Annotated in this window: 16 protein-coding genes and 3 pseudogenes; 8 read left to right on the top strand and 11 right to left on the bottom strand. The window is 56.7% G+C overall.

Annotated features, from left to right (window positions below; all coding sequences use genetic code 11):
• Positions 1–9 precede the first annotated feature (9 nt).
• Positions 10–752: pseudogene (locus ACFQT0_RS26220) on the bottom strand (ParA family protein).
• 162 nt (positions 753–914) lie between these two features.
• On the opposite strand from ACFQT0_RS26220, the gene ACFQT0_RS26225 reads away from it, so the two are divergent.
• The 3 genes and pseudogenes from ACFQT0_RS26225 to ACFQT0_RS26235 form a co-directional block, all read left to right on the top strand.
• A complete protein-coding gene (locus tag ACFQT0_RS26225; RefSeq protein WP_380206212.1) occupies positions 915–1,217 on the top strand; it encodes a hypothetical protein in 303 nt (100 codons plus the stop codon).
• Between the two features lie 9 nt (positions 1,218–1,226).
• Positions 1,227–1,421: a helix-turn-helix domain-containing protein gene (locus ACFQT0_RS26230; protein WP_380206213.1), complete on the top strand. Its 195-nt coding sequence runs from the start codon at positions 1,227–1,229 to the stop codon at positions 1,419–1,421.
• Between the two features lie 387 nt (positions 1,422–1,808).
• A pseudogene (locus ACFQT0_RS26235) lies at positions 1,809–2,597 on the top strand (nucleotidyl transferase AbiEii/AbiGii toxin family protein); the annotation flags it as partial.
• Here ACFQT0_RS26235 and ACFQT0_RS26240 read toward each other — a convergent pair.
• Positions 2,584–2,832, bottom strand: coding sequence for a hypothetical protein (locus tag ACFQT0_RS26240; RefSeq protein ID WP_380206214.1), 249 nt, complete (start codon positions 2,830–2,832; stop codon positions 2,584–2,586). The pseudogene ACFQT0_RS26235 and the gene ACFQT0_RS26240 sit on opposite strands and share 14 nt — an antisense overlap.
• Positions 2,793–3,350: a hypothetical protein gene (locus tag ACFQT0_RS26245; RefSeq protein WP_380206215.1), complete on the bottom strand. Its 558-nt coding sequence runs from the start codon at positions 3,348–3,350 to the stop codon at positions 2,793–2,795. The genes ACFQT0_RS26240 and ACFQT0_RS26245 overlap by 40 nt, the downstream gene beginning before the upstream one ends.
• 1,078 nt (positions 3,351–4,428) lie before the next feature.
• Between ACFQT0_RS26245 and ACFQT0_RS26250 the strand changes: the two genes are divergently transcribed.
• Positions 4,429–4,866, top strand: a complete 438-nt coding sequence (locus ACFQT0_RS26250) for a hypothetical protein (protein WP_380206216.1) — start codon at positions 4,429–4,431, stop codon at positions 4,864–4,866.
• Positions 4,867–6,288: 1,422 nt separating this feature from the next.
• On the opposite strand, the gene ACFQT0_RS26255 is transcribed toward ACFQT0_RS26250, so the two are convergent.
• Both ACFQT0_RS26255 and ACFQT0_RS26260 read right to left on the bottom strand, forming a co-directional pair.
• Entirely contained in the window at positions 6,289–6,969 is a 681-nt protein-coding gene (locus tag ACFQT0_RS26255) for a recombinase family protein (protein ID WP_380206217.1), read from the bottom strand.
• A gap of 251 nt (positions 6,970–7,220) precedes the next feature.
• Positions 7,221–7,586, bottom strand: coding sequence for a hypothetical protein (locus tag ACFQT0_RS26260; RefSeq protein ID WP_380206218.1), 366 nt, complete (start codon positions 7,584–7,586; stop codon positions 7,221–7,223).
• A 503-nt stretch (positions 7,587–8,089) separates the two neighbouring features.
• On the opposite strand from ACFQT0_RS26260, the gene ACFQT0_RS26265 reads away from it, so the two are divergent.
• Genes ACFQT0_RS26265 through ACFQT0_RS26280 form a run of 4 tightly spaced genes read left to right on the top strand, consistent with a single transcriptional unit; the run spans position 8,090 to position 11,011 of the window.
• Positions 8,090–8,623, top strand: a complete 534-nt coding sequence (locus ACFQT0_RS26265; protein ID WP_380206219.1) for a hypothetical protein — start codon at positions 8,090–8,092, stop codon at positions 8,621–8,623.
• Between the two features lie 32 nt (positions 8,624–8,655).
• Complete coding sequence (locus ACFQT0_RS26270; protein ID WP_380206220.1) at positions 8,656–9,720, top strand: hypothetical protein; 1,065 nt, start codon at positions 8,656–8,658, stop codon at positions 9,718–9,720.
• Positions 9,687–10,577, top strand: a complete 891-nt coding sequence (locus tag ACFQT0_RS26275; protein ID WP_380206221.1) for a hypothetical protein — start codon at positions 9,687–9,689, stop codon at positions 10,575–10,577. The genes ACFQT0_RS26270 and ACFQT0_RS26275 overlap by 34 nt, the downstream gene beginning before the upstream one ends.
• Positions 10,574–11,011: a T9SS type A sorting domain-containing protein gene (locus ACFQT0_RS26280; RefSeq protein ID WP_380206222.1), complete on the top strand. Its 438-nt coding sequence runs from the start codon at positions 10,574–10,576 to the stop codon at positions 11,009–11,011. Before ACFQT0_RS26275 ends, ACFQT0_RS26280 begins: the two co-directional genes overlap by 4 nt.
• Positions 11,012–11,223: 212 nt before the next feature.
• On the opposite strand, the gene ACFQT0_RS26285 is transcribed toward ACFQT0_RS26280, so the two are convergent.
• From ACFQT0_RS26285 to ACFQT0_RS26315, 6 genes and pseudogenes are all read right to left on the bottom strand, one after another.
• Entirely contained in the window at positions 11,224–11,598 is a 375-nt protein-coding gene (locus tag ACFQT0_RS26285) for a hypothetical protein (protein WP_380206223.1), read from the bottom strand.
• A gap of 415 nt (positions 11,599–12,013) precedes the next feature.
• On the bottom strand, positions 12,014–12,346 hold the full coding sequence (locus ACFQT0_RS26290) for a hypothetical protein (protein WP_380206224.1): 333 nt from the start codon (positions 12,344–12,346) through the stop codon (positions 12,014–12,016).
• A 3-nt stretch (positions 12,347–12,349) separates the two neighbouring features.
• On the bottom strand, positions 12,350–14,956 hold the full coding sequence (locus tag ACFQT0_RS26295; RefSeq protein WP_380206242.1) for an RHS repeat-associated core domain-containing protein: 2,607 nt from the start codon (positions 14,954–14,956) through the stop codon (positions 12,350–12,352).
• 32 nt (positions 14,957–14,988) lie between these two features.
• Positions 14,989–16,113, bottom strand: a complete 1,125-nt coding sequence (locus ACFQT0_RS26300) for a hypothetical protein (protein WP_380206192.1) — start codon at positions 16,111–16,113, stop codon at positions 14,989–14,991.
• A 5-nt stretch (positions 16,114–16,118) separates the two neighbouring features.
• Positions 16,119–16,942: pseudogene (locus ACFQT0_RS31780) on the bottom strand (DUF6443 domain-containing protein).
• Positions 16,943–16,972: 30 nt separating this feature from the next.
• Positions 16,973–17,728, bottom strand: coding sequence for a hypothetical protein (locus ACFQT0_RS26315; protein ID WP_380206226.1), 756 nt, complete (start codon positions 17,726–17,728; stop codon positions 16,973–16,975).
• Positions 17,729–17,922 lie beyond the last annotated feature (194 nt).

Genomic DNA, 17,922 nt, shown 5'->3' on the forward strand with positions numbered 1-17,922 from the left:
GGGATCGGATTAACGCGTGAGGATTTCGGCGACCAGCGCCTGGTAGTCGGTAGCCCCGGCGCTCTGCGGGGCGTAAGTGAAAATGTCCTGGCCCAGGTGCGGTGCCTCGCCCAAGGCAATGCTCTCGCGGATGAAGCTGGTCAGCACCAGGCCCGGGTAGAGGGCTCGCAGTTCCTCGGCGGTTTCCCGGCGCAGTATTTTGCGGCCGTCGTGCCGGGTAAAGAAGATGCCGCCCACCGACAGCTCCGGGTTTAGCCGCCGCCGGACCCGGCCCACCAGCTCCAACACCTTTTCCAAGCCGTCGGCCGCGTACATCTGGGCTTCCAGCGGAACATAAAGCGCCTGGGCACAGGCATAGGCGTTGAGGGTAACCAGGCCCAAGGCGGGGGGCAGTCCAGCAGAATGTAGTCGCAGCGCTCGCGCACGGGTTCAAGCAGCTCCTTGAGCAAAAACTCGCGGTCCAGCTCGTCGCCTTTCACTTTCTCGAAGCCGGAAAGGGCCGGGGAACCGGCCACCAGGGCCAGGTTCTCGTGCAGCGAGTACGCTTTCAGACGGTACTCACCCAGCAGGGCACCGTACACGTTCTGCTCGGCGTCGATCAGACCCAAGCCTTTGGTCAGGTTAGCCTGAGGGTCTAAATCCACCAGCAGCACCCGCTGGCCGGCGCGGGCCAGCCCGGCCCCCACGTTGGCTGTGGACGTGGTTTTGCCAACTCCTCCCTTTTGATTTGTAAACGCCAGAATCTTGCTCATGCCGCAAACATACGCAACCGAATGTTACTGGTGTTACTAATGTTACTCGTATTACCTATGTTACCAGTGTTACTCTACTTGAAAACCTTCTAAACCATTAAAAAGGCTTATAACGCCTAAATTTAGGTGAAGGACTTTCTAGTAGATTTCTGATTTTGCCTCATGCCATTTGAACACCACGCGGCTTATCTAGCCCTGCGCACCTATTTAGAGTCCCTGCTAGCGGCCTCCACTGACCAAGCCTTTTCCGACATACCTGCGGCATTACGCCCCAACCTGGCCGTGTTCATGGAGGGCAAGACGGAGTATCAGAACAGCGCCGGGCAACGGATGGTGTACGCGGCGGACTTGGCCGCATGGGCCAATGACGTGGTGCACGGGTCCGGCTTGGCTATTGCCCTCCCGTTGGCCTCCCTCAGCGTGGCCGAGTTGCAAGCGGCAACCAGCCGACCAACGCAATGCTAGCGGCAGGGCGTGTGCGCGGGACAGGTTCCGGTGCTGCTACACGCCGGGCAGCACGGCAGCATCACCAACACCGTGGTGCAGCAGCAGCTGGGCGTGAACAAGCCCACGGCTACGCGCTACCTGGGCGAGTTGGAGAAGGGCGGCTACCTGCAGGAAACCGGGACCCGCGGGGCCGGAACGGAGCACCAGTTGATTGGCTCATGATTGGCTCACCACGAGCCGACACCCAACTGTAATTCGTTGAATGAGCAATGTGGAGGCGCTTTTTTCAACAGATAGATTGGCTCAAGCAGTATAATTCTACCGGCTTGGCTTTCGAGGCCACTATTAACGGTGTTACCAGTGTTACCACTATTACCGGTGTTACCAGTATTACCAGTATTACCAATGTTACTATTGTTATCCGTGTTACCACTTCTGTCAGTAGGGCCTCCGAAATTCGGCTAATTTTGCCGGTGCAGTAGTCAAGCTACCGCGCTTCTAAGCTCTCCCTATGGATATCGATGTCGTCAACAAAATCAAGCACCTCGCCCTTATTGCCCTCGCTTCCGATGACGAGCTGAGTGAAGCCATTGTGCTAAAGGGGGCAATGCCATCGACCTGGCCTACAGTGACCAGCAGGGCGCGGTTTCGCGCACTTCCTTTGACTTGGACTTTTCCCTGGCCGACGGCGACTTTTTGGAAGATCTCCAAGCCATTAGGGACAGAATTGAAAAAACGCTGGTGCAGACCTACGCCGAAAACGGCTACGTGGTGCTGGAATACAACTTTGTCATCAAGCCCAAAGTCAAGCCCCATGTGGCTGATTTTTGGGGTGGTTACCTGGTTGAGTTCAAAGTGGTTGAGCAGCACGTGTTCGACCGGTCGACTGCGAATCCCAAAGCGCAGCGACGGAATTTTATCCCCCTGCGCCCCAACAATTCCTCGAAGTTTCAAATCGAGTTCAGCAAGTTCGAGTACACGGGCGAAGGCAGCAAGCGTCTCATTAAAGTGGATGGCTACACCGTGTATGTATACACGGCGGAAATGATTGTATTCGAGAAAGTGCGGGCCATTTGCCAGCAACTGCCGCAGTACGCCGAGATAATTCCTTCTCATACCCCAAGGGCACGGGCACGGGACTTCTACGACATTCACTTAATCATGGAATCCCAAGGGGTCACCTGCCGCTCCGCCGAGAGCCGGGCGCTATTGCAACACGTCTTCGACGCCAAGCGCGTGCCGCTGGCGTTTCTACAGCAGATGCGCCACCACAAGGCCATCCACCGCGACGACTGGGAGAACGTCCGGGCGACGGTTTCCCAAACGGAAGAAGTGCAGGATTTTGACTTCTATTTCAACTACGTGATGAACGCCTTTGGCGGAATTATAGCCCTTTAGGAAAGTAAAGCCGCCAGTCAGTGGAATAATCCTTCTCCTCCATGTCGTACGTTAGGTAGAAATCGAACGCCTTCGGACGCTCCCGCAACTCATCTAACTTCTTGCCCTGGTAGCCGGCGCGCTCCAGATAGAACCCCACCGCTTGGAAGTAGGGGTAGATGAAATCCAACGCGTCCAGCGTAGCCACCAACTTATTTAACGAGAGCTTGCCCAGGGCATTGCGGTAGGCCTCCAAGACGGCTGAAACGCCCCCGCGTAGCCGGGCCGCACGGTGCTGTCGAGCAGGGTGCGCTCCACGTTGGTGGTGGGAATGCCGTCCAGCTGATGTACGCCCAGGCGGTTCGTAAAACCGCCGTTGAGCACCATAAACGTAAAGTCACCGTAGCGGACGCTGGCCGTGGTGCGGCGCTGAGGCTTGGCAAAAGCCGCGTCAATGCCAGCCTGCGTCAAGGACGACTCCCGCTGGGGCTTCTTGGTCTGCTCAAACGTCACGTAGATAATTTTCGGTATCTGCGTGGTTAAGCCGTTCGCCCACACGGCCGAGTAATGCGACAGGTAAGCTCTGGGAGCCAACGCCGTGGCGATGTGCAACACCGAAAACTCATCCTGCACATAGAGCTCTTTCGAGGGCAAGTACCCGTCGGACTGAAGCTTTATCTTCTGCAACATCTCCTTGGCCAGCAGCTGGTCAATCAGCTTTTCCTCCGTAGTGGTCGGCGCAATGTTCCAGGTCGCCCGTTGTTCCTCCAGCACGGCAATCAGTTGCAGCTTGGTAAAGGCCTTCTTAGGATGCTGCTTAAAGAACGCCCGTATTCGGGCTTCTGCGATAACAAACCGTGATTTACCGGCCATAGCAGCGGTTGAACATACCGAAAAGCAGGAAGTATATATACTTCCTGCAAAGATAGTACATAAAAGTCAGAAAATCAAATTCCAGGCCGCTGCGCTAGTTAGAGAGGTACTTCATCGCCATGTTAGCTGCAAATACAAAGTGTATACACTTTGTATTACGCAAAGTTAAAACTTATCGTTCAATAACGCAACCCCATGCTCTATGCGTCCTTACTTGTAGTAGCGGGGAATAGAATTACCCTAAGCCTTACCCAGGCTTCTCCTTGGTCTTTGCGGGCTGTGATACCAGATCACTGCCTGCCATAACTACCCTTACATAAACGCAGATTCTGGGATTGAAAAACAGGGGATTTACCCACCGATAGGCGTGCCATCATCCCAGCTACTCAGCCCTCGTAATCGTTGTTGATGCATTTGACCATTTTTAAGGGCACTTCGACTAACTCGGCCTTTGCGTTATATGTCCAAGCTCGTTAGATGCCGCGCAGGTATTCGCCGGGCTGACTCAGCGAAATGAGGGTTAGACCTAATACAAACTCAGAAAGGGTACAGATAGGTAAAAGTTGATTTCAAAGCTTTTTCAACTATTTATCATTTCAGCACCGATGGCCTTTTATACAAATGATTATCTTTCCACCCACGTAATGGCTGTATTACGCTAATGTTTTTCGTGCTTTCTACTCATTATCCATGCCGCCCCGTAAAGTCCGATCCGACATCAAAATCGGTAATTTAGAAAAAAGGCTAGGCCTTGACAAAGGGGCTATTCGCAATCCGGACGGGACAGATGCCCGGAGCGACAAAAAGCTGGGTACCCTGCGAGCAGAATACCAACGCCTGTACGGTGGTCCGGCCGTACGCGCGGGCAGCACGGGCTTGCCCAAGAAAGCGGCCACACCAAAGAAGGTTGCTGCCCCTAAAAAAGTGGCCGCTCCAGCCCGCAAACCTACTTCCCGCAAGAAATAGCTGTGTTGGCTACATGAAGAATCGCCGTAAGACCATTCACCGCACAAAACCCGCGGATTACGATTATAACGTTTTTATCAACTGCCCCTTTGATGAGGATTTTAAAGAGCTGTTCCGGGCGATGGTGTTTACCATCCACGCCTGTGGTTTTGCTGCGCAGTGCGCTTTAGAGGACAATAATCAGACTAATCGCCTACAACGCATCATGGACCTCATCGGCGAATGCCGCTTCGGCATCCACGACCTCTCGCGCATCGACATTGGCAAGATGCCTCGCAACAACATGCCCCTGGAATTGGGCCTGTTCATGGGCTGCCGCCAGTTTGGGCATGCGCATGACCAGCTAAAAGAATATCTCGTTCTTGACAGCGACCCTCACCGGTACAAACAACACATTACCGACCTGGGCGGCGAGGACCCCGGAGTCACAACAACAACCCGGCGCTTATAATCGCCTGCGTCCGCGACTGGCTCCGGCCGTATGCAAAGCAGCAGGATGGCCGACTTATTCCGAGCGCGTCTTTATTAGCCGAACGCTATTTGCTGTTCCAAGCGGAGGCACCTGCCCTCTGTGCTGAATACCAATTAGTATTCAGAGAACTTGAATTTCCAGAATATCAACCCATCGTGGTGGAGTGGATGCGAAGGGGCCAAGCTAAACTTAAAGCTCTTCAAGACCTCAGTAAGATCACTTTGCAAGCAGCATAAACCTCCACATTTTGCTTATTAGCAGGCCCCTGTAGCGGTCTCTATAAAGTGATAATAGGCTTTGCCTAGCCCCTAAGCAACAATCCTAGTGTAGACCAAATGCACTTTGTTTATGATACGCAACCGGACACGAACTACCGATTTTCGCATATGGCTTCAATCGGTTGGGCTGGAAGGATTTGAGGTCTACGCGTTGCAGTAAGCAGTGGAAAACCTGACAACTGAAGGGCCTTTCACCTTTAGGCCTAAGCGCAACGTTGAACACAGCGTGCGCGTGGTAACCACTCCTGCGGGTGATCTAAAACTGGATTTAAGCACTGAGGAGGCCCGCAAAGCTTTCCTGAAGCATCTGTAAAAGGAGTACATGAACGGAATGGATGCCGATGCGTGGTTGTCGATTCAAAAAGAGACAGGCGCGGTGTAGTTAAATCCACATCCTTAAACCGAGTGCGTTAGCTTTAAGGGCTTACCATACGATAACACTTCCAGATTATGAATACGTCGCCGCAGCCGAGTCCCATCCGTTTAGGAGCGCATTTTCACATTTCTGCCACTGAGCCGCACCTTTACGAGAACCCGTATTTTCCAGCACTAGGGCCGGACAGGTCGCTTTGTAACCCTACGCAAAGTTCAACAGGGTTAACGAGGCTTTATGACGCCGTTGATGCTGAAACGCTACGCGGGGAGCGCCAAACCGAATTCCTCGACACCCTAGTTAGCTGCTCGGCATGCATCAGTGCTTACCAAAGTCGATTCCAAGCACCGCACCTTTAAAAGACCTGGGCTTATTAACGGGCATAAGCATTCACAAAAACAGTAACTTTCTAAATCGTTGTATCTTGTCGGCGTTGAGTACCTGAGCGCGTTTCCAGCCTAGCGGCGAAACAGGTGGTTTGGTAGTCAGGAACAACCCTCAGTCGGGCCTGATTATGCGGCTGCCCAGTAAAAGACCAGAACGCCCGCCGTGTATCCATGGTGGGCGTTGCTGTATACAAAAACGGTGGTTATGGCAACAAGTGAGTGGATGTTGCCGCCCGAAGATGACAGGAAATATTCAGGGCCTAAGGCATTTTTACCCTCTCGCTGCCATAAAAAGGCCTTTATGGATTATTTGAGTAACACTAGTAACATCGGTAATACTGCTTTAACGGACCTTCTTAGTGTGCTACGCAGTGAGCTTATGTTGGACCGGCAATAACCGCTGGACAGTGGTGGGATGGAACGTCCGGCCGCGGCGGGTGCGGTAGCCGGCTTGGTTCAGCTCATCGGCGACCTGTTGCAAGGTGTACCCCTGGCTGCGCAGCAGCCCCGCGAGCCGGGCAGCCTGCCGGTTGGCTTGGTGTTCGCGGGCATTGGCTTGCATCGCGGCCTGGCCCTGGGCGATGACCGCCGGCGTGAAATTGGCCGGGCTCCCCAATGTGACGCCCCGCGCCTTCTTGGCCGCCAGTGCCTCCTTCGTGCGTTTGGAGATGGTTTCGCGCTCGTGCTGGGCGATGACGGCGAACAACCCCACCGTGAGGGTATTTGCGTCGGGCATGTCGCAGCAGACGAAATCTACGCCCGAATCACGGAGGGCAAAGATGAAACCCGCATTCCGCGACAACCGGTCCAGTTTGGCAATGAGCAGCGTTGCGCCTACCCGTCGGGCCTCGGCGATGGCGGCCAGCAGCTGCGGCCGTTGGTTCTTTTTACCGCTCTCGATTTCCACGAATTCAATTCCGAGTTGGGCCGCGTCCGGCACGAAGGCCCGCACGGCGGCCCGCTGCGCGTCAAGGCCTAAACCGGAACTGCCCTGCTTTTGGGTGGAGACGCGATAATAAGGAGTGTAACGGCGCGCCGGGGACATCAAATCAGAACAAGAGGGAAGAAAACGCCCCAAAGCTACGCCTTTTACATGTTGTAAACGTTCGTTTGCAACATGTAAAACTAGGTATAAGGCACCAATCTTAGGGTCTCCTACAGGTCATTAGCAAAAACTAGGGAAGCCTTTTCACTGTCCTGCCTTACACTTTGGCCTTTTAGTGACATTGGGGGATGAAATGACTTTAAGGCTACATCCAGTGCTCGCCTAATTCGCTAAATCATCAGAAAGAGTCTCTATTGAACACGTTGCCTCAGCAAATAACTGGTTGTCGAATGGACTACCCCGGTGGTGGTACTCACATCTGATGGAACCGTATTGACACCGATGCATTCCCAGCCGCGTTTGCTCATATAATTCAATGCAGCCATCATGGAGCTCATTCTGCGAACAATGGCATCGTCCTGCGCAAGTTGTGTGTCGTTCACCGGAGGGGACGCTTCTTGGCCATATTCTAAATGAACGCCCGCAAAATCACTATCCCTTCCTGTTATAAGGCAATGGCGATAAACTGAAACTAAAGGAGCGACAGACGTAGTCTGAGCAAGCGTTGGCGCAGCGGTTAACCCTAGCAATGAAAAGCAAAAAAGATACTTGAGCATGGTAGAAAATTGAAAAGTGGCAATACTCAAATCTAACCTTTTTATCCATTATCCAATACGCACCGCCGCTAGCTTGTGCTTAAAGACATGCCCAAGCTTCACCAGGTTTCGTGGCCAAAAAGTGTTGTGCAGGAAACTATAGAGGTTAAACAATATATTAATTTTCATATAATTTTAAAAACTACAATATTTTCTTGTGAATTTAAAAATATGGACAGTATATTTACAATATAAATAAGTATATATACTAACTTGTCTACCCCAAGTAAGAAATGCTTAAAATCCGTTCAAGGCTGGGGTTACTTTCCGCAATGACTGGCTTCGGCCTAACTATAAGCAGTTGTCAAAGCACTCCTGACCCTGCTCCGTGTACGAAGGTGACCCCTCCTACGGCGGCGTTTACCATTCAGGAGGAAATTGGAGTTGCGAGTATGCAACTTATTGGGCGGTACGAAGTGGATACAGTTGGTGCGTCCAACACAATCCCTATCTTATTCACGGCCTTGGATAGCGTCGATGTAACCTACGAGTGGACCGTCGGGGCCGACCCGAGAGTATATAGAAGCCGCACAATTCGTCTCTTCTTTGAAAACCCTGTGGGGCCTGTCACCGTCCGGCTCAAAGTTAACACGGGCACTGCCACGGGTTGTGCCGCAGTTGACGGCAAAGAGGTTATGGGTCAAAAGACCTTAGTGGTACTACCTGCCAAAGAAGCTCCTGTTTTTGGGGATTATGAGGGCTATTCCTTATCTGACCCCAGCCGAAAGTACACCATACAAATTCGGAATAACAGCCTCTTAAACCTGCCAGAAGGGTGTACCTATAACCTTAGGGATGAATTAAAAATAGGGTCAACTGCCCTGTTTGCTTACAGCGGCACCTTTGATCCGGCGTACGGTGCCGGCTCGTTGGAAGGTAAGGCAGTACTGGACCGCAAGGACAAGCGGGCAATAGTCGTTGAATACAGTTACAGCGACCCCAAAAAGGCAGTGCCGGGAACTCGCCTACGCGACAAATTCATCGGGCGCAGAAAATAGCCATTTCTATTTCTTACTTTTTTCACAATAAAATGAAACAGCTCTACTCGCTTTTTCTTGCCTCGGTGTGCCTATTGGCATCCCACATGTCAAGGGCTCAGCTTTGCCAAGACAACATTAACACGGTTACCACTCAGTGGAATTCGCCGGCTAGCAACAACACGTGGAATTGGACCGCCCAGTTCTTTACGGATGCTTACATTAAAAACCGGCCTCAACCCACTACCATAGCGTCTCCCTTCTATTCGCCAAATAGCACGCTCCAAAACCAAAACATCATTTTTCTTCAAAATGCAGCCGTTAAAGACTGCCAACCTATAGATGGTTGGGAACTGTTAGTCAAAGATTTAGGCAGTGGAGTCGCTTTGCCCGCCACGGCAGTGACTAATCCATTTTTTGCGCTTTACAACCGTTATACGGCAACCATTAGGGTCTTTTTTCTGGTGACCGACCCTATTACTGCGACCAATAATGGCGCCACCGTATCCTTGCAATTTGAAAAAACGGGACAGCGAGCAAGTGCTTTGCTGGCGCATGCCGAATCCATCATGCCAGCAGTGGACCGCTTTACAAAGGACATTTCCATGCGGGTTCCTAACCGCTACACGAATGAATCCGACTTCTGGATGTTTGCGGATTTTCCCGTTGCTTACGACCCCTGCACGTGCATGTTTTCCTCCCGCCTGCGCTTCACTTTTGAATTAATCCAAAGCACAGACGCTAACCTCGCTATTAAACTAGATGGAACGGGATACATAAAACAGGTCATCAAAAGCAACGCGGGTGTAAACGTTAACGGATCAGACTTCCCCGTTTTCAATTGGGTGAATGGCCTTATTTCATCGGGAACAAAAGGCTATAACACCTACGCTAACTTTGCAAGTGGAGCAGCGGCAATTAATGGTTTTAACAACTCCCTTAATCCTGGAGCAGCTGCAGCTGACCTTAATGCATTTACAAACATCATGAGGTTGGGAAATAGTATCCCATACTTAGGTGGGATGATGGGCATATTTGACTTTCTACTTGCAGGGGAAGGTCGGAGTCTAAATCAGCTGCCCCAATGGCATTTGAGGCAAACCTTAAGTTCGACTTAACAGGTTCTGCTTCCGGTAAATTAGACTTGTCTATTCCTCGAGGTGACCGGATTTTGAAAACCCCAGGCTCACTCAGCGATGGAACCGCTGCCGTACCCAATTATGACAACGTATTGGGATTGATTGCGCTTTTGGAAACGCCTAAAATTGAGTATGTTGTTTATGCAAATGCTCGTACAAATGGCGTCTTAAGCGTGGAAACCGCGAATCCCTCGTACGATCCCAACTGTAACCTCGGCTATGACGAATATGGGTATCCCCTATGTGCACCTGAAACGGTTACTAGCAGCATAGGACTTTACGATGACCGAGTCAAACAGTATCGATTGGTTAACGATTTAAAATATGCCGTCAACCCTGCAGCTGGGTTACAACTGACTGACTTAAAGGCAGCACTAGTCGTTGAAAATGCAAGCACTGGGTTGGGTACGTTTGCTGCCACCTTTGGTGACCCGAGTCTATTAAATAATACAGTGCCGGACTATTACAACAGAATAGGGTATGAAAAAGAAACAGACAAACGCTTTCGGACCCCATTTTTACCCCTTGGTTGCTTAGGTAGCACCAGCATTGCAGTAGCGCAAAACCACAGTCAAGGCTTTGATTATGTGGAGCCTAAACTTTATTTGAAAGTAAAAGCAATTTTCACCCGGTCAACGCCCCAGCTAATACCCAACCAATCATCTATTTGGCTACTTACAAGGTCGACGTGTCGCGTTCGCCAAATGACCCAGGTAACCTTCAGTTTGACCAATTTTATGTTCAAGACTGCCCGGATCCGAATAATTCATACAGCTATGGTGACCGCTACTACTACCAAGCAAAAGGTGGGTTTAACTTGCCGTACTTTCCGGTGACCCAAGCAGGCATTGCGGGCGCAACTAATCCAAACTATCCGGCAGGATGCTCACGCCAAGTAGCGGTGCAGACATCAGCGCAGATACAACAGTTTTGCACCAACCCCAATACGTACAATCCGGTGATGTTAGCCCGGCCCGGTAAAACTGCGGGATTAACCAATCCAAGTACCCCCATTCAACTTACGTGCATGCCCAATCCAGCGTCGGGGATAAGTAAGATCTCCTACACTTTGAACAAAGAGGCGACAGTGAGTATCGAACTTATGGACATCATGGGCCGCAGCGTTCAAAAACTTCTCAATACACAATCACAATCAGCAGGTGTGCACGAAGTACAATTCGATGCTATCAAATTACCTCAGGGGTTGTACCACTGTGTACTGCAAACAGGTGAACAACGCAAGTCGATCAAAATTGAGATAGCGAGATAAAATGCCATGATTCATGGCAAACTTCAGCCATTGAGCTGTCGGAGAAGTTATCGCATTTTGCTAATTATCCGATTATGAAGATGCTACTAGTGTACCGTGTACGGTTTTCTGTACGCGGTACACTATATGATTTTAGGGCTTGTGCTTACATGAGTCAGCTGTTTTGTAGCGTTTTTCAGGAGCTTCCATGCGGCTAGCAATTACTCATATATTTAATACCTGTAGCTGCAATTGGTAAGCTTCTGCTTCTTGATCCTCACCGTGCTGTCTGCCACGGCTCCACAACTTTTGATGCTCTCCTCATAACGCGTGCACTGCTGGCAATCCTCGGCCCCAAACGGCGGCTTTTTGAAGTATTGCCACATTCTACGGTTCAAGGAATTTTTATACGTCACACGCTGGCTGGAGCGATACGCTAAGCGCAGGTTCCCGAGGTGGTCGCTGACGGTGTACTCGCGGGTCGTGACGGTGCTGACCTGCCCGGCGGGGTCGCGCACGTACTGGCGCAGCACGCGGCCGGCGGCGTGGGCGAAGAAGCGCAGCGAGTCGGCCTCGTACTGGAAGCCGCCGAGGTAGTCGGTGCGCACCGGGGCTTCCCGCTTTGGTAGACGAGCTTGGCGACTTTCTGCCCGTCGGCGGCGTAGCGGAACACCACGCTGTCGGCCCCGCTGCCGAACTTGACCTGCCGGGGCAGGTTCAGGTGGTTGTACAAAATGCGCGTGATCCCATTATTCTTATCCTGAGTCAGGTTGCCGTTGGCGTCGTACTCGTACTCCTGGCCCAGCTTCACCCCTCCTTCCTAGAAGTCCCCGGCCCGCGAGGCCGGGGCTCCTGGGATCGCATGGGGCTTAATATATCACAGGCCTTTTGATATATATTATCAAACAGGAATGCCCTTAATGTGGCCTCCGCGAGCAAGTGAACATATTGTTCAACTAGGATATAGTCGCTGTTGAAGGCGAGCAGGCGAAGGTAATCCTTGGGTGCGCATGCAAACTTAGTTTAAGGGTGTGATGATAGAAATCTGAGTTTTGCCAGTTCTTTTTCAAAAACACCCATATCGGTTGGGTCTTTACCACGATCGATTCCACGAAGCCATTTTTGCTCCGCTTTCTGATAAAGTTTAAAACCCTCATCTGTCAAATCTGAACGCATCAAGCAAGATTCATCATTAATAATCTCTTCAGGCTCGAGAACTGTTCGAAGTGTCAAATTATGATTTTGAAGGAATGTTATTAAGGCCCGATGTCTTGCATGAATTTTTTCTATGCTTTCTATGCCGCCTGGACGTTGAGTAAACCAGGATACTTTGAACAGCGTGAAATCCTTTTCCATCTTTTAATCTCTTCGTTCTAATCTTGTTGGCACTTCTTTTACGTCATGAAGTTTGCGTGTTTCCTTGTCACGAATGTAAGTGCCGCCCGCCTCTCGAATCCGCGCTTCTTTTGCGGCTTGAGCTCCTTTAGGGGCAGTAAGGCTAGTAGTTTCAACCAAATCAGTGACGGTTCCATCTTTTATAACGGCATGGTCTATTCTACGGCCTTCACCTGAAACTGGATCTTTAGCAATTTTACCATTGCTATCCCGCAAAAATCGTTCTCTTTGCACAGAAGCTCCTGGGTTGGCTTTTTCCAATTCAGTTTGTGCCGCTTTTTCGCGCAAAGCACCCGCTTTTGCGTTTGGAATTTGTCCGTTTTCTCTTGCTTCAGCAGCTTTTTCAAATCGGTTAGCAACGTTCCTCGCTCCATTTATTGCGCTCCATCCCGTCCTGATTGTGCCTGCGGGCATGAGCGCTCCTAGCATGCCATTATCGTATGAAGCCTTGGCTTCCGCCATTTGTCGCTGGTTGACTTCTTGATTGAGGCCGGGAGCGTTGACTGGCATGGCAGTGCTAAGAATGGCGAGCATTGCCGCAATGATGCACGGTGGGCATTCGCCATCAGGATCGCTATATCGCAGTGCGTTGTTAAAGCCGAATTGATACGTACTCCACGATTCCTGGCCGCCTTCTTCGGCTTTACGATCGACACTGTGCCACCTTCCAAGTTGGGCATCAAAGAAGCGCCAGTCCTGGTGGTTCCAGCTCAGGCCCAGGTCGGTCTGGAACTCCTTGCCGTTGAACTTGTATTGGTTCAGCGGCTTTAAGCCCGGCGTGCTGCCGGGGAGCCCGGCCAGTTCGAGTCCTGTGGGGTCGTACTGGGTTTCCTGGATTTGCAGGCCCTGGCGGAGCTCGACGCTCACGTCGTCGAAGAACACGTCCACGGCGCTCTCGTTGGCCACGTAGGCGGTCACGTAGCCGTCCTGGGGTACGATGAGCTGCAGGCTCCGGGGCTGGTAGTTGTTCAACGCCAGGGAAGTGATCTGCTGCACCTGCTGGCCGACCAGTACCGAATCACTATTGAAGACGAGCAGGCGCAGGTAACCCTTGGGTACGCCCCCGGGCAACTGGTCGAGGCCCGTGAGGCCGGCGGCCACGCCGATCTGCAGCAGGGGCAGGCCGCCGCGGCGCACGGCCTCGGGCGGGGCGGGCTGGCCGGCGGCGGGCTGCAGCAGGCCGGTGAGGAAGGAGGCGAGCGAGAACCAGAAGCTCTGTTGTTCCGCTTGCGGGTACAGGGCGTAGGCGCTCAGGGTGATCGTATCTCCTTTCTGCACGGCCAGCTGCTTCAACGGGCCCAGCGGCTGCGGGGCCGAGCCGCCGGCGTTGAGCCGCGCCACGTACGTATCGGTGCGGGAGAGGCTGCCCACTTGTTGCGCCACGGGGGCCGAGACGCTGAGCGAGTCGAACTGGCGCACCTCGCGCCCGTGCTGGTCGGCGTCCCCGAGGTTCAGCGACGTCTTATACGTGAGGCGCTGGCCGGGACGGTAGGCCAGGCGCAGGTTGCCCAAATGGTCCGACACCGTGTACTCGCGGGTCGTGACCGTGCGCACCTGCCCGGCCGGGTCGCGCGGGTAGGAGCGCAGCACGCGCCCGGCGGCGTGGGCGAAGAACCGGAGCGAGTCGGCCTCGTACTGGAAGCCAGCCAGGTAGTCGGTGCGTTGCGGCGTGGGCTTGCCGGTCTGGTAGACGAGCTTGGCCACTTTCTGCCCGTCGGCGGCGTAGCGAAACACCACGCTGTCGGCCCCGGCGCCGAACTTGACCTGCCGGGGCAGGTTCAGGTGGTTGTACAAGATGCGGGTAATGCCCTTGTTCTTGTCGGCCGTGAGGTTGCCGCTCGCATCGTAGCTGTACTCCTGCCCCAGCTTCACGCCTTGTTCCTGGAAGTCTCCGGCCCGCGAGGCCGGTGCTCCATTATAACCCGTGGGGCGCGGGAGCTGGTTGCCCGTGATTTGGTCGTCGACGGCCTGCAGCCGGTTGCCCTGATAGGTGTAGGCGAGCTGGTCCACCGCCCCGAACCGGGCCGGCGCCGTGCGGGTGGCCGGCGCCAGCAGGCCCCGGCGCTGCAGGTGCCCAATGTTGCCGTTGTCGTCGTAGCCCAGCCCAAACAGGCGGAAGCGGTCCTCCTCCGCGTTCCAGGCCCCGGGCGTCGGGGCCAAGGCGCCGGCCCGGGCCACGAAGTCGCCCCGCAGTAAACGGTTGAGCGGGTCGTAGGCGTAGCCGTAGGCGCGCTGCACCCCGTCCCGGCCGCGCCAGGTCTGGCCCGTCAGGTTGCCGCTGTACTGCTCGTAGCCCCGGGTGAAGCCGCGCTCGTAGTGCAAACTCAGGTTAAACAAGTCGGCCGGATCGGGCGCGTGGGGGTTGTTGAGGCCCGTGAGCCAGCCGCGCGGGTTGTAGGCGTAGTCCACGGCCTGGGCCAGCGCCCCGGTGGCCAGCGAGTCGACCACGAGCTGCCCCACCTCGTTGTAGCGCCGCCGCGCCAGCAGCACGGGCTGGGTTTCGGCGCCCACCTGCTGGCGGGTGGCGCGCAGCCGGCCCGTGTGGTCGTAGGCGAAGAAGTCCTGCACCATGAGCGGCTCGTAGTCCGGGCCGCGGTGCAGGGTCACGCGCTGCAGCGGCTGGCCCGTCCAGTCCAGGTGGGTGGTGACCAGGCCTTCGCGGTTGCGGGCGTTGGTGGTTTGCACCTGCACGGGGCGGGCGCGTGCGTCGTAAAAGGTCGTCGTCGTGAGCCAGTTTGCCCCCGGGTCCCCGGCCGGGCGGTGCAGTAGCCGCGCGCGGGTGCGCGTGACCAGGCCCGTGGTGCGGGCGTCGGCCACGGGGCCGTGCCGGCGGGAAAGGCGAAGTTCGTGTCCGCGTTATAGGCGGCATCGGCCGTACCCTGGGCGTCGAAGTTGAAGTTGTAGTCGTCGTAGTAGCTCACGCCCAGCACGAGCCCGGCGCCGAATCCCGCCTGGCCCAGGCGCGGGTAGGCCCGATCCGTGGTGTAGAACTGGGGGTAGGCGCCGGCATTGGCCGTGCGCTGCTCGTACTGGCGGGCTGCGGTCGTGTCGGCGTCAGCCCCGGCCTGCAAGATGGTCGGGCTCGCCCCGTCGGCGCGCGTGACCAGGCCGGTGAGCACGACGCGGCCCAGCGCGTCGTACTTGGTCCAGCTCCACTCCTTCCGGAGGCGCTGCTGCGCGTCCTGGCTGAGCACCGGCCGGTCCAGCGCGTCGTAGACCACGACGGTCTCGCCGTCGGTGCCCGGCACCTGCTTGGCAATCTGCCGGCCACGCCCGTCGTAGCGGTAGCGGAACACGAAGGGTGCGGCCGCCGCCGGCAGCGGGGCCGGCAGCACGCCGGTGGCCAGCACGCGCTTGGCGGCTTCGGGTGGGAGCACGTACTGCAGGCGGCCGAAGTCGTCGTAGGCGTAGGCCGTGCGCAGCCAACGGCTGGTTGCTGAGGAACCCGTGCCCGGGCGGGCGGCCTCGACTTGCCGGAGCACGACCTGGCCCTGCTTGTCTTTCCACTCGATCGTGCGGTAATGGTGGTCGCTCTCGTCGGCGACTTCCATCCCCCAGAGCTCCCCGGCCGGGTACACGCCCTGGTAGCCCGGGTCGAACACCGCCGGATCGTAGCCGGGCCGGAACCAGAGCACCGAGTCCTCGTCCGTGTTGGGCCGCTCGCTGCGACCGACGGCGTGGCCCGTACCCAGCTGCCAGGATTCGCCGGGCGCCCCTTGCGCCAGCACCCGGTTCAGGGCGAGGCCTCGAACTGCGTCTCGGCGTAGGCCCGGCCCGTGCGGGCCACGCCCCGACCCGCAAAGTCGGGGTCGGGCGGTCCCTGCCCGCCGCCCGGCACGCCCGTGCTGCGGTAGAAGGCGGCCTGCTCGGTCAGGGCCCGGTAGCGGAAGCCGGCCGGCCCCACGGCGTTGGCCGGGGTGGCGGTGACGTCGGCGGCGTAGGGCAGGTACTGGCGGGGTTCGCGGCCGAGCGCGTCGTAGGCCTGCGGCTGGACCAGGTCCCGCAGCTCGGGGAGGCCTCGTGCTGCACGGTCTGCACCGGCCGGCCCAGCCCGTCGAGGTACTGCGTGGTGCGGGCGGCGGCGCTGACCGGCCACGTGGGCGCCGCGTCGGCGGGCGCGTCCAGCAGCGGCTCAAGCGCCGTGGCCGGGATAGGTTCCTGGCGGGCGCCGGTGGGCAGGGTCCAGGCCACGGCCAGGTAGCCCGGGCCCCAGCTTTGCTTGTGCCGGGCCTCGACGTAGTAGCGCTGATTAGCCAGCAACTGGATGGTGGCCGAGCGCTGGGCGGGGTAGCGGTCGAAGTCGTGGGCGGAGGAGGTGTAGTCCAGGCAGGAAGCAATCAGGACCTTGTGGGCCGGGTCCTGGTCGGGGCTCAGGTAGAGCTCGGCGGCGTCGTCGCCCACGATCCAGAAGGTGTAGGCCCCCGTCAGGGGCGCGACGAGGTAGCCGCGCACGCGGGCGGCGTAGTTGAAGCCCGAAGCGGCCGGGGCTTCGAGCCTGGTTGAGATAAGCCGTGCCGGTCGGCGCCAGGTGCACGGGCACGTCGGCCAGGGCCCCACCGGGCACGTTGGCCCACTCCTCGCGCAAAATCACCTGGGTGGGCGCGGGCGGCGGCGGGGCGCGGCCACGGGCAGCAGGGGCACGCGCGGCACCCAGGTGCGCACGAAGTTGACGTCCGCCGGGGCGCTGGCCGCCGAGTCCGCACCGGCCCGCAAGGGAGCCAACGCCAGGCCGGGGTTCGTCTCGTCGGGCCGGTTGCGGGGCCCCACCGGGCCGGCGCCGAGGGCCAGGTACAGGGGCTTGCTGGTCAGGGTCAGGTTGGTGACCCAGTCGTTGGTGGCCCGCACCCGGTAGGCGCCCGAGTCGGCGGCGCTGGCCGCGGCCACGGCGTAGAGCGAGTCGGCCGCGCCGGCCACGTCCTGCCAGGCGCCGGCCTGCCGGCGCTGCCACTGGTAATGCGTGCGCGTGCCGCCGAGCGGGCGGCGCAGCGTGAGCGCCTGCCCCGGCAGGGCGCGCACCGTGTCCGTGCCGGCCGGGGCGGTTTGCGGGGCGTAGTTGAGCCCGAGTTGGCGCGGGTCGCCGGCGCCCTCGAACTGGGGCTCGAGGCTGCCGAAGTCGAATACGTTGTTGTGGGCGTACAAGCGCAGGGCCGCCGTGGCCGACCCCGCGGGCCAGGCCGGCAGCCGGGTCAGGCGGTTGGCGTTCAGGTACAGGGCCGTGAGCTTGGGCAGCTGCGTAAGCGCGGCCGGCACGGCGCCGGTGAGCTGGTCGCCGTCGAGCTCGAGGAACGTCAGGCTGGTCAGGTTGCCCAGCGCGGCGGGGATGGGGCCCCCGATCGGGGTCACGCTCAGGCTCGAAGGTGGTCAGGTTGGCCAGGTTGCCCAGCGCGGCGGGAATGCCCCCGGTGTAGGCGTTGCCCTGCCCGAGCGGGATGTTGTAGTGGTTGCCCAGGTACAGGCTCTGCAACTGGCCCAGGTTGCCGAGTTCGGGCGGAATCGGGCCCGAGAGCTTGCTGGAATACAGCGAGAGGTAGGTCAGG

This window comes from Hymenobacter humi, assembly GCF_042665855.1.
GTDB lineage: Bacteria > Bacteroidota > Bacteroidia > Cytophagales > Hymenobacteraceae > Hymenobacter > Hymenobacter humi.

What these genes read in the sequence shown, in the direction of transcription:
- ACFQT0_RS26290 (WP_380206224.1), bottom strand. Translation starts at nt 12,346, where the DNA reads ATGGAAAAGGATTTCACGCTGTTCAAAGTATCCTGGTTTACTCAACGT.
- ACFQT0_RS26275 (WP_380206221.1), top strand. Translation starts at nt 9,687, where the DNA reads ATGGCATTTGAGGCAAACCTTAAGTTCGACTTAACAGGTTCTGCTTCC.
- ACFQT0_RS26255 (WP_380206217.1), bottom strand. Translation starts at nt 6,969, where the DNA reads ATGTCCCCGGCGCGCCGTTACACTCCTTATTATCGCGTCTCCACCCAA.
- ACFQT0_RS26250 (WP_380206216.1), top strand. Translation starts at nt 4,429, where the DNA reads ATGAAGAATCGCCGTAAGACCATTCACCGCACAAAACCCGCGGATTAC.
- ACFQT0_RS26295 (WP_380206242.1), bottom strand. Translation starts at nt 14,956, where the DNA reads ATGGTGCAGGACTTCTTCGCCTACGACCACACGGGCCGGCTGCGCGCC.
- ACFQT0_RS26225 (WP_380206212.1), top strand. Translation starts at nt 915, where the DNA reads ATGCCATTTGAACACCACGCGGCTTATCTAGCCCTGCGCACCTATTTA.
- ACFQT0_RS26270 (WP_380206220.1), top strand. Translation starts at nt 8,656, where the DNA reads ATGAAACAGCTCTACTCGCTTTTTCTTGCCTCGGTGTGCCTATTGGCA.
- ACFQT0_RS26260 (WP_380206218.1), bottom strand. Translation starts at nt 7,586, where the DNA reads ATGCTCAAGTATCTTTTTTGCTTTTCATTGCTAGGGTTAACCGCTGCG.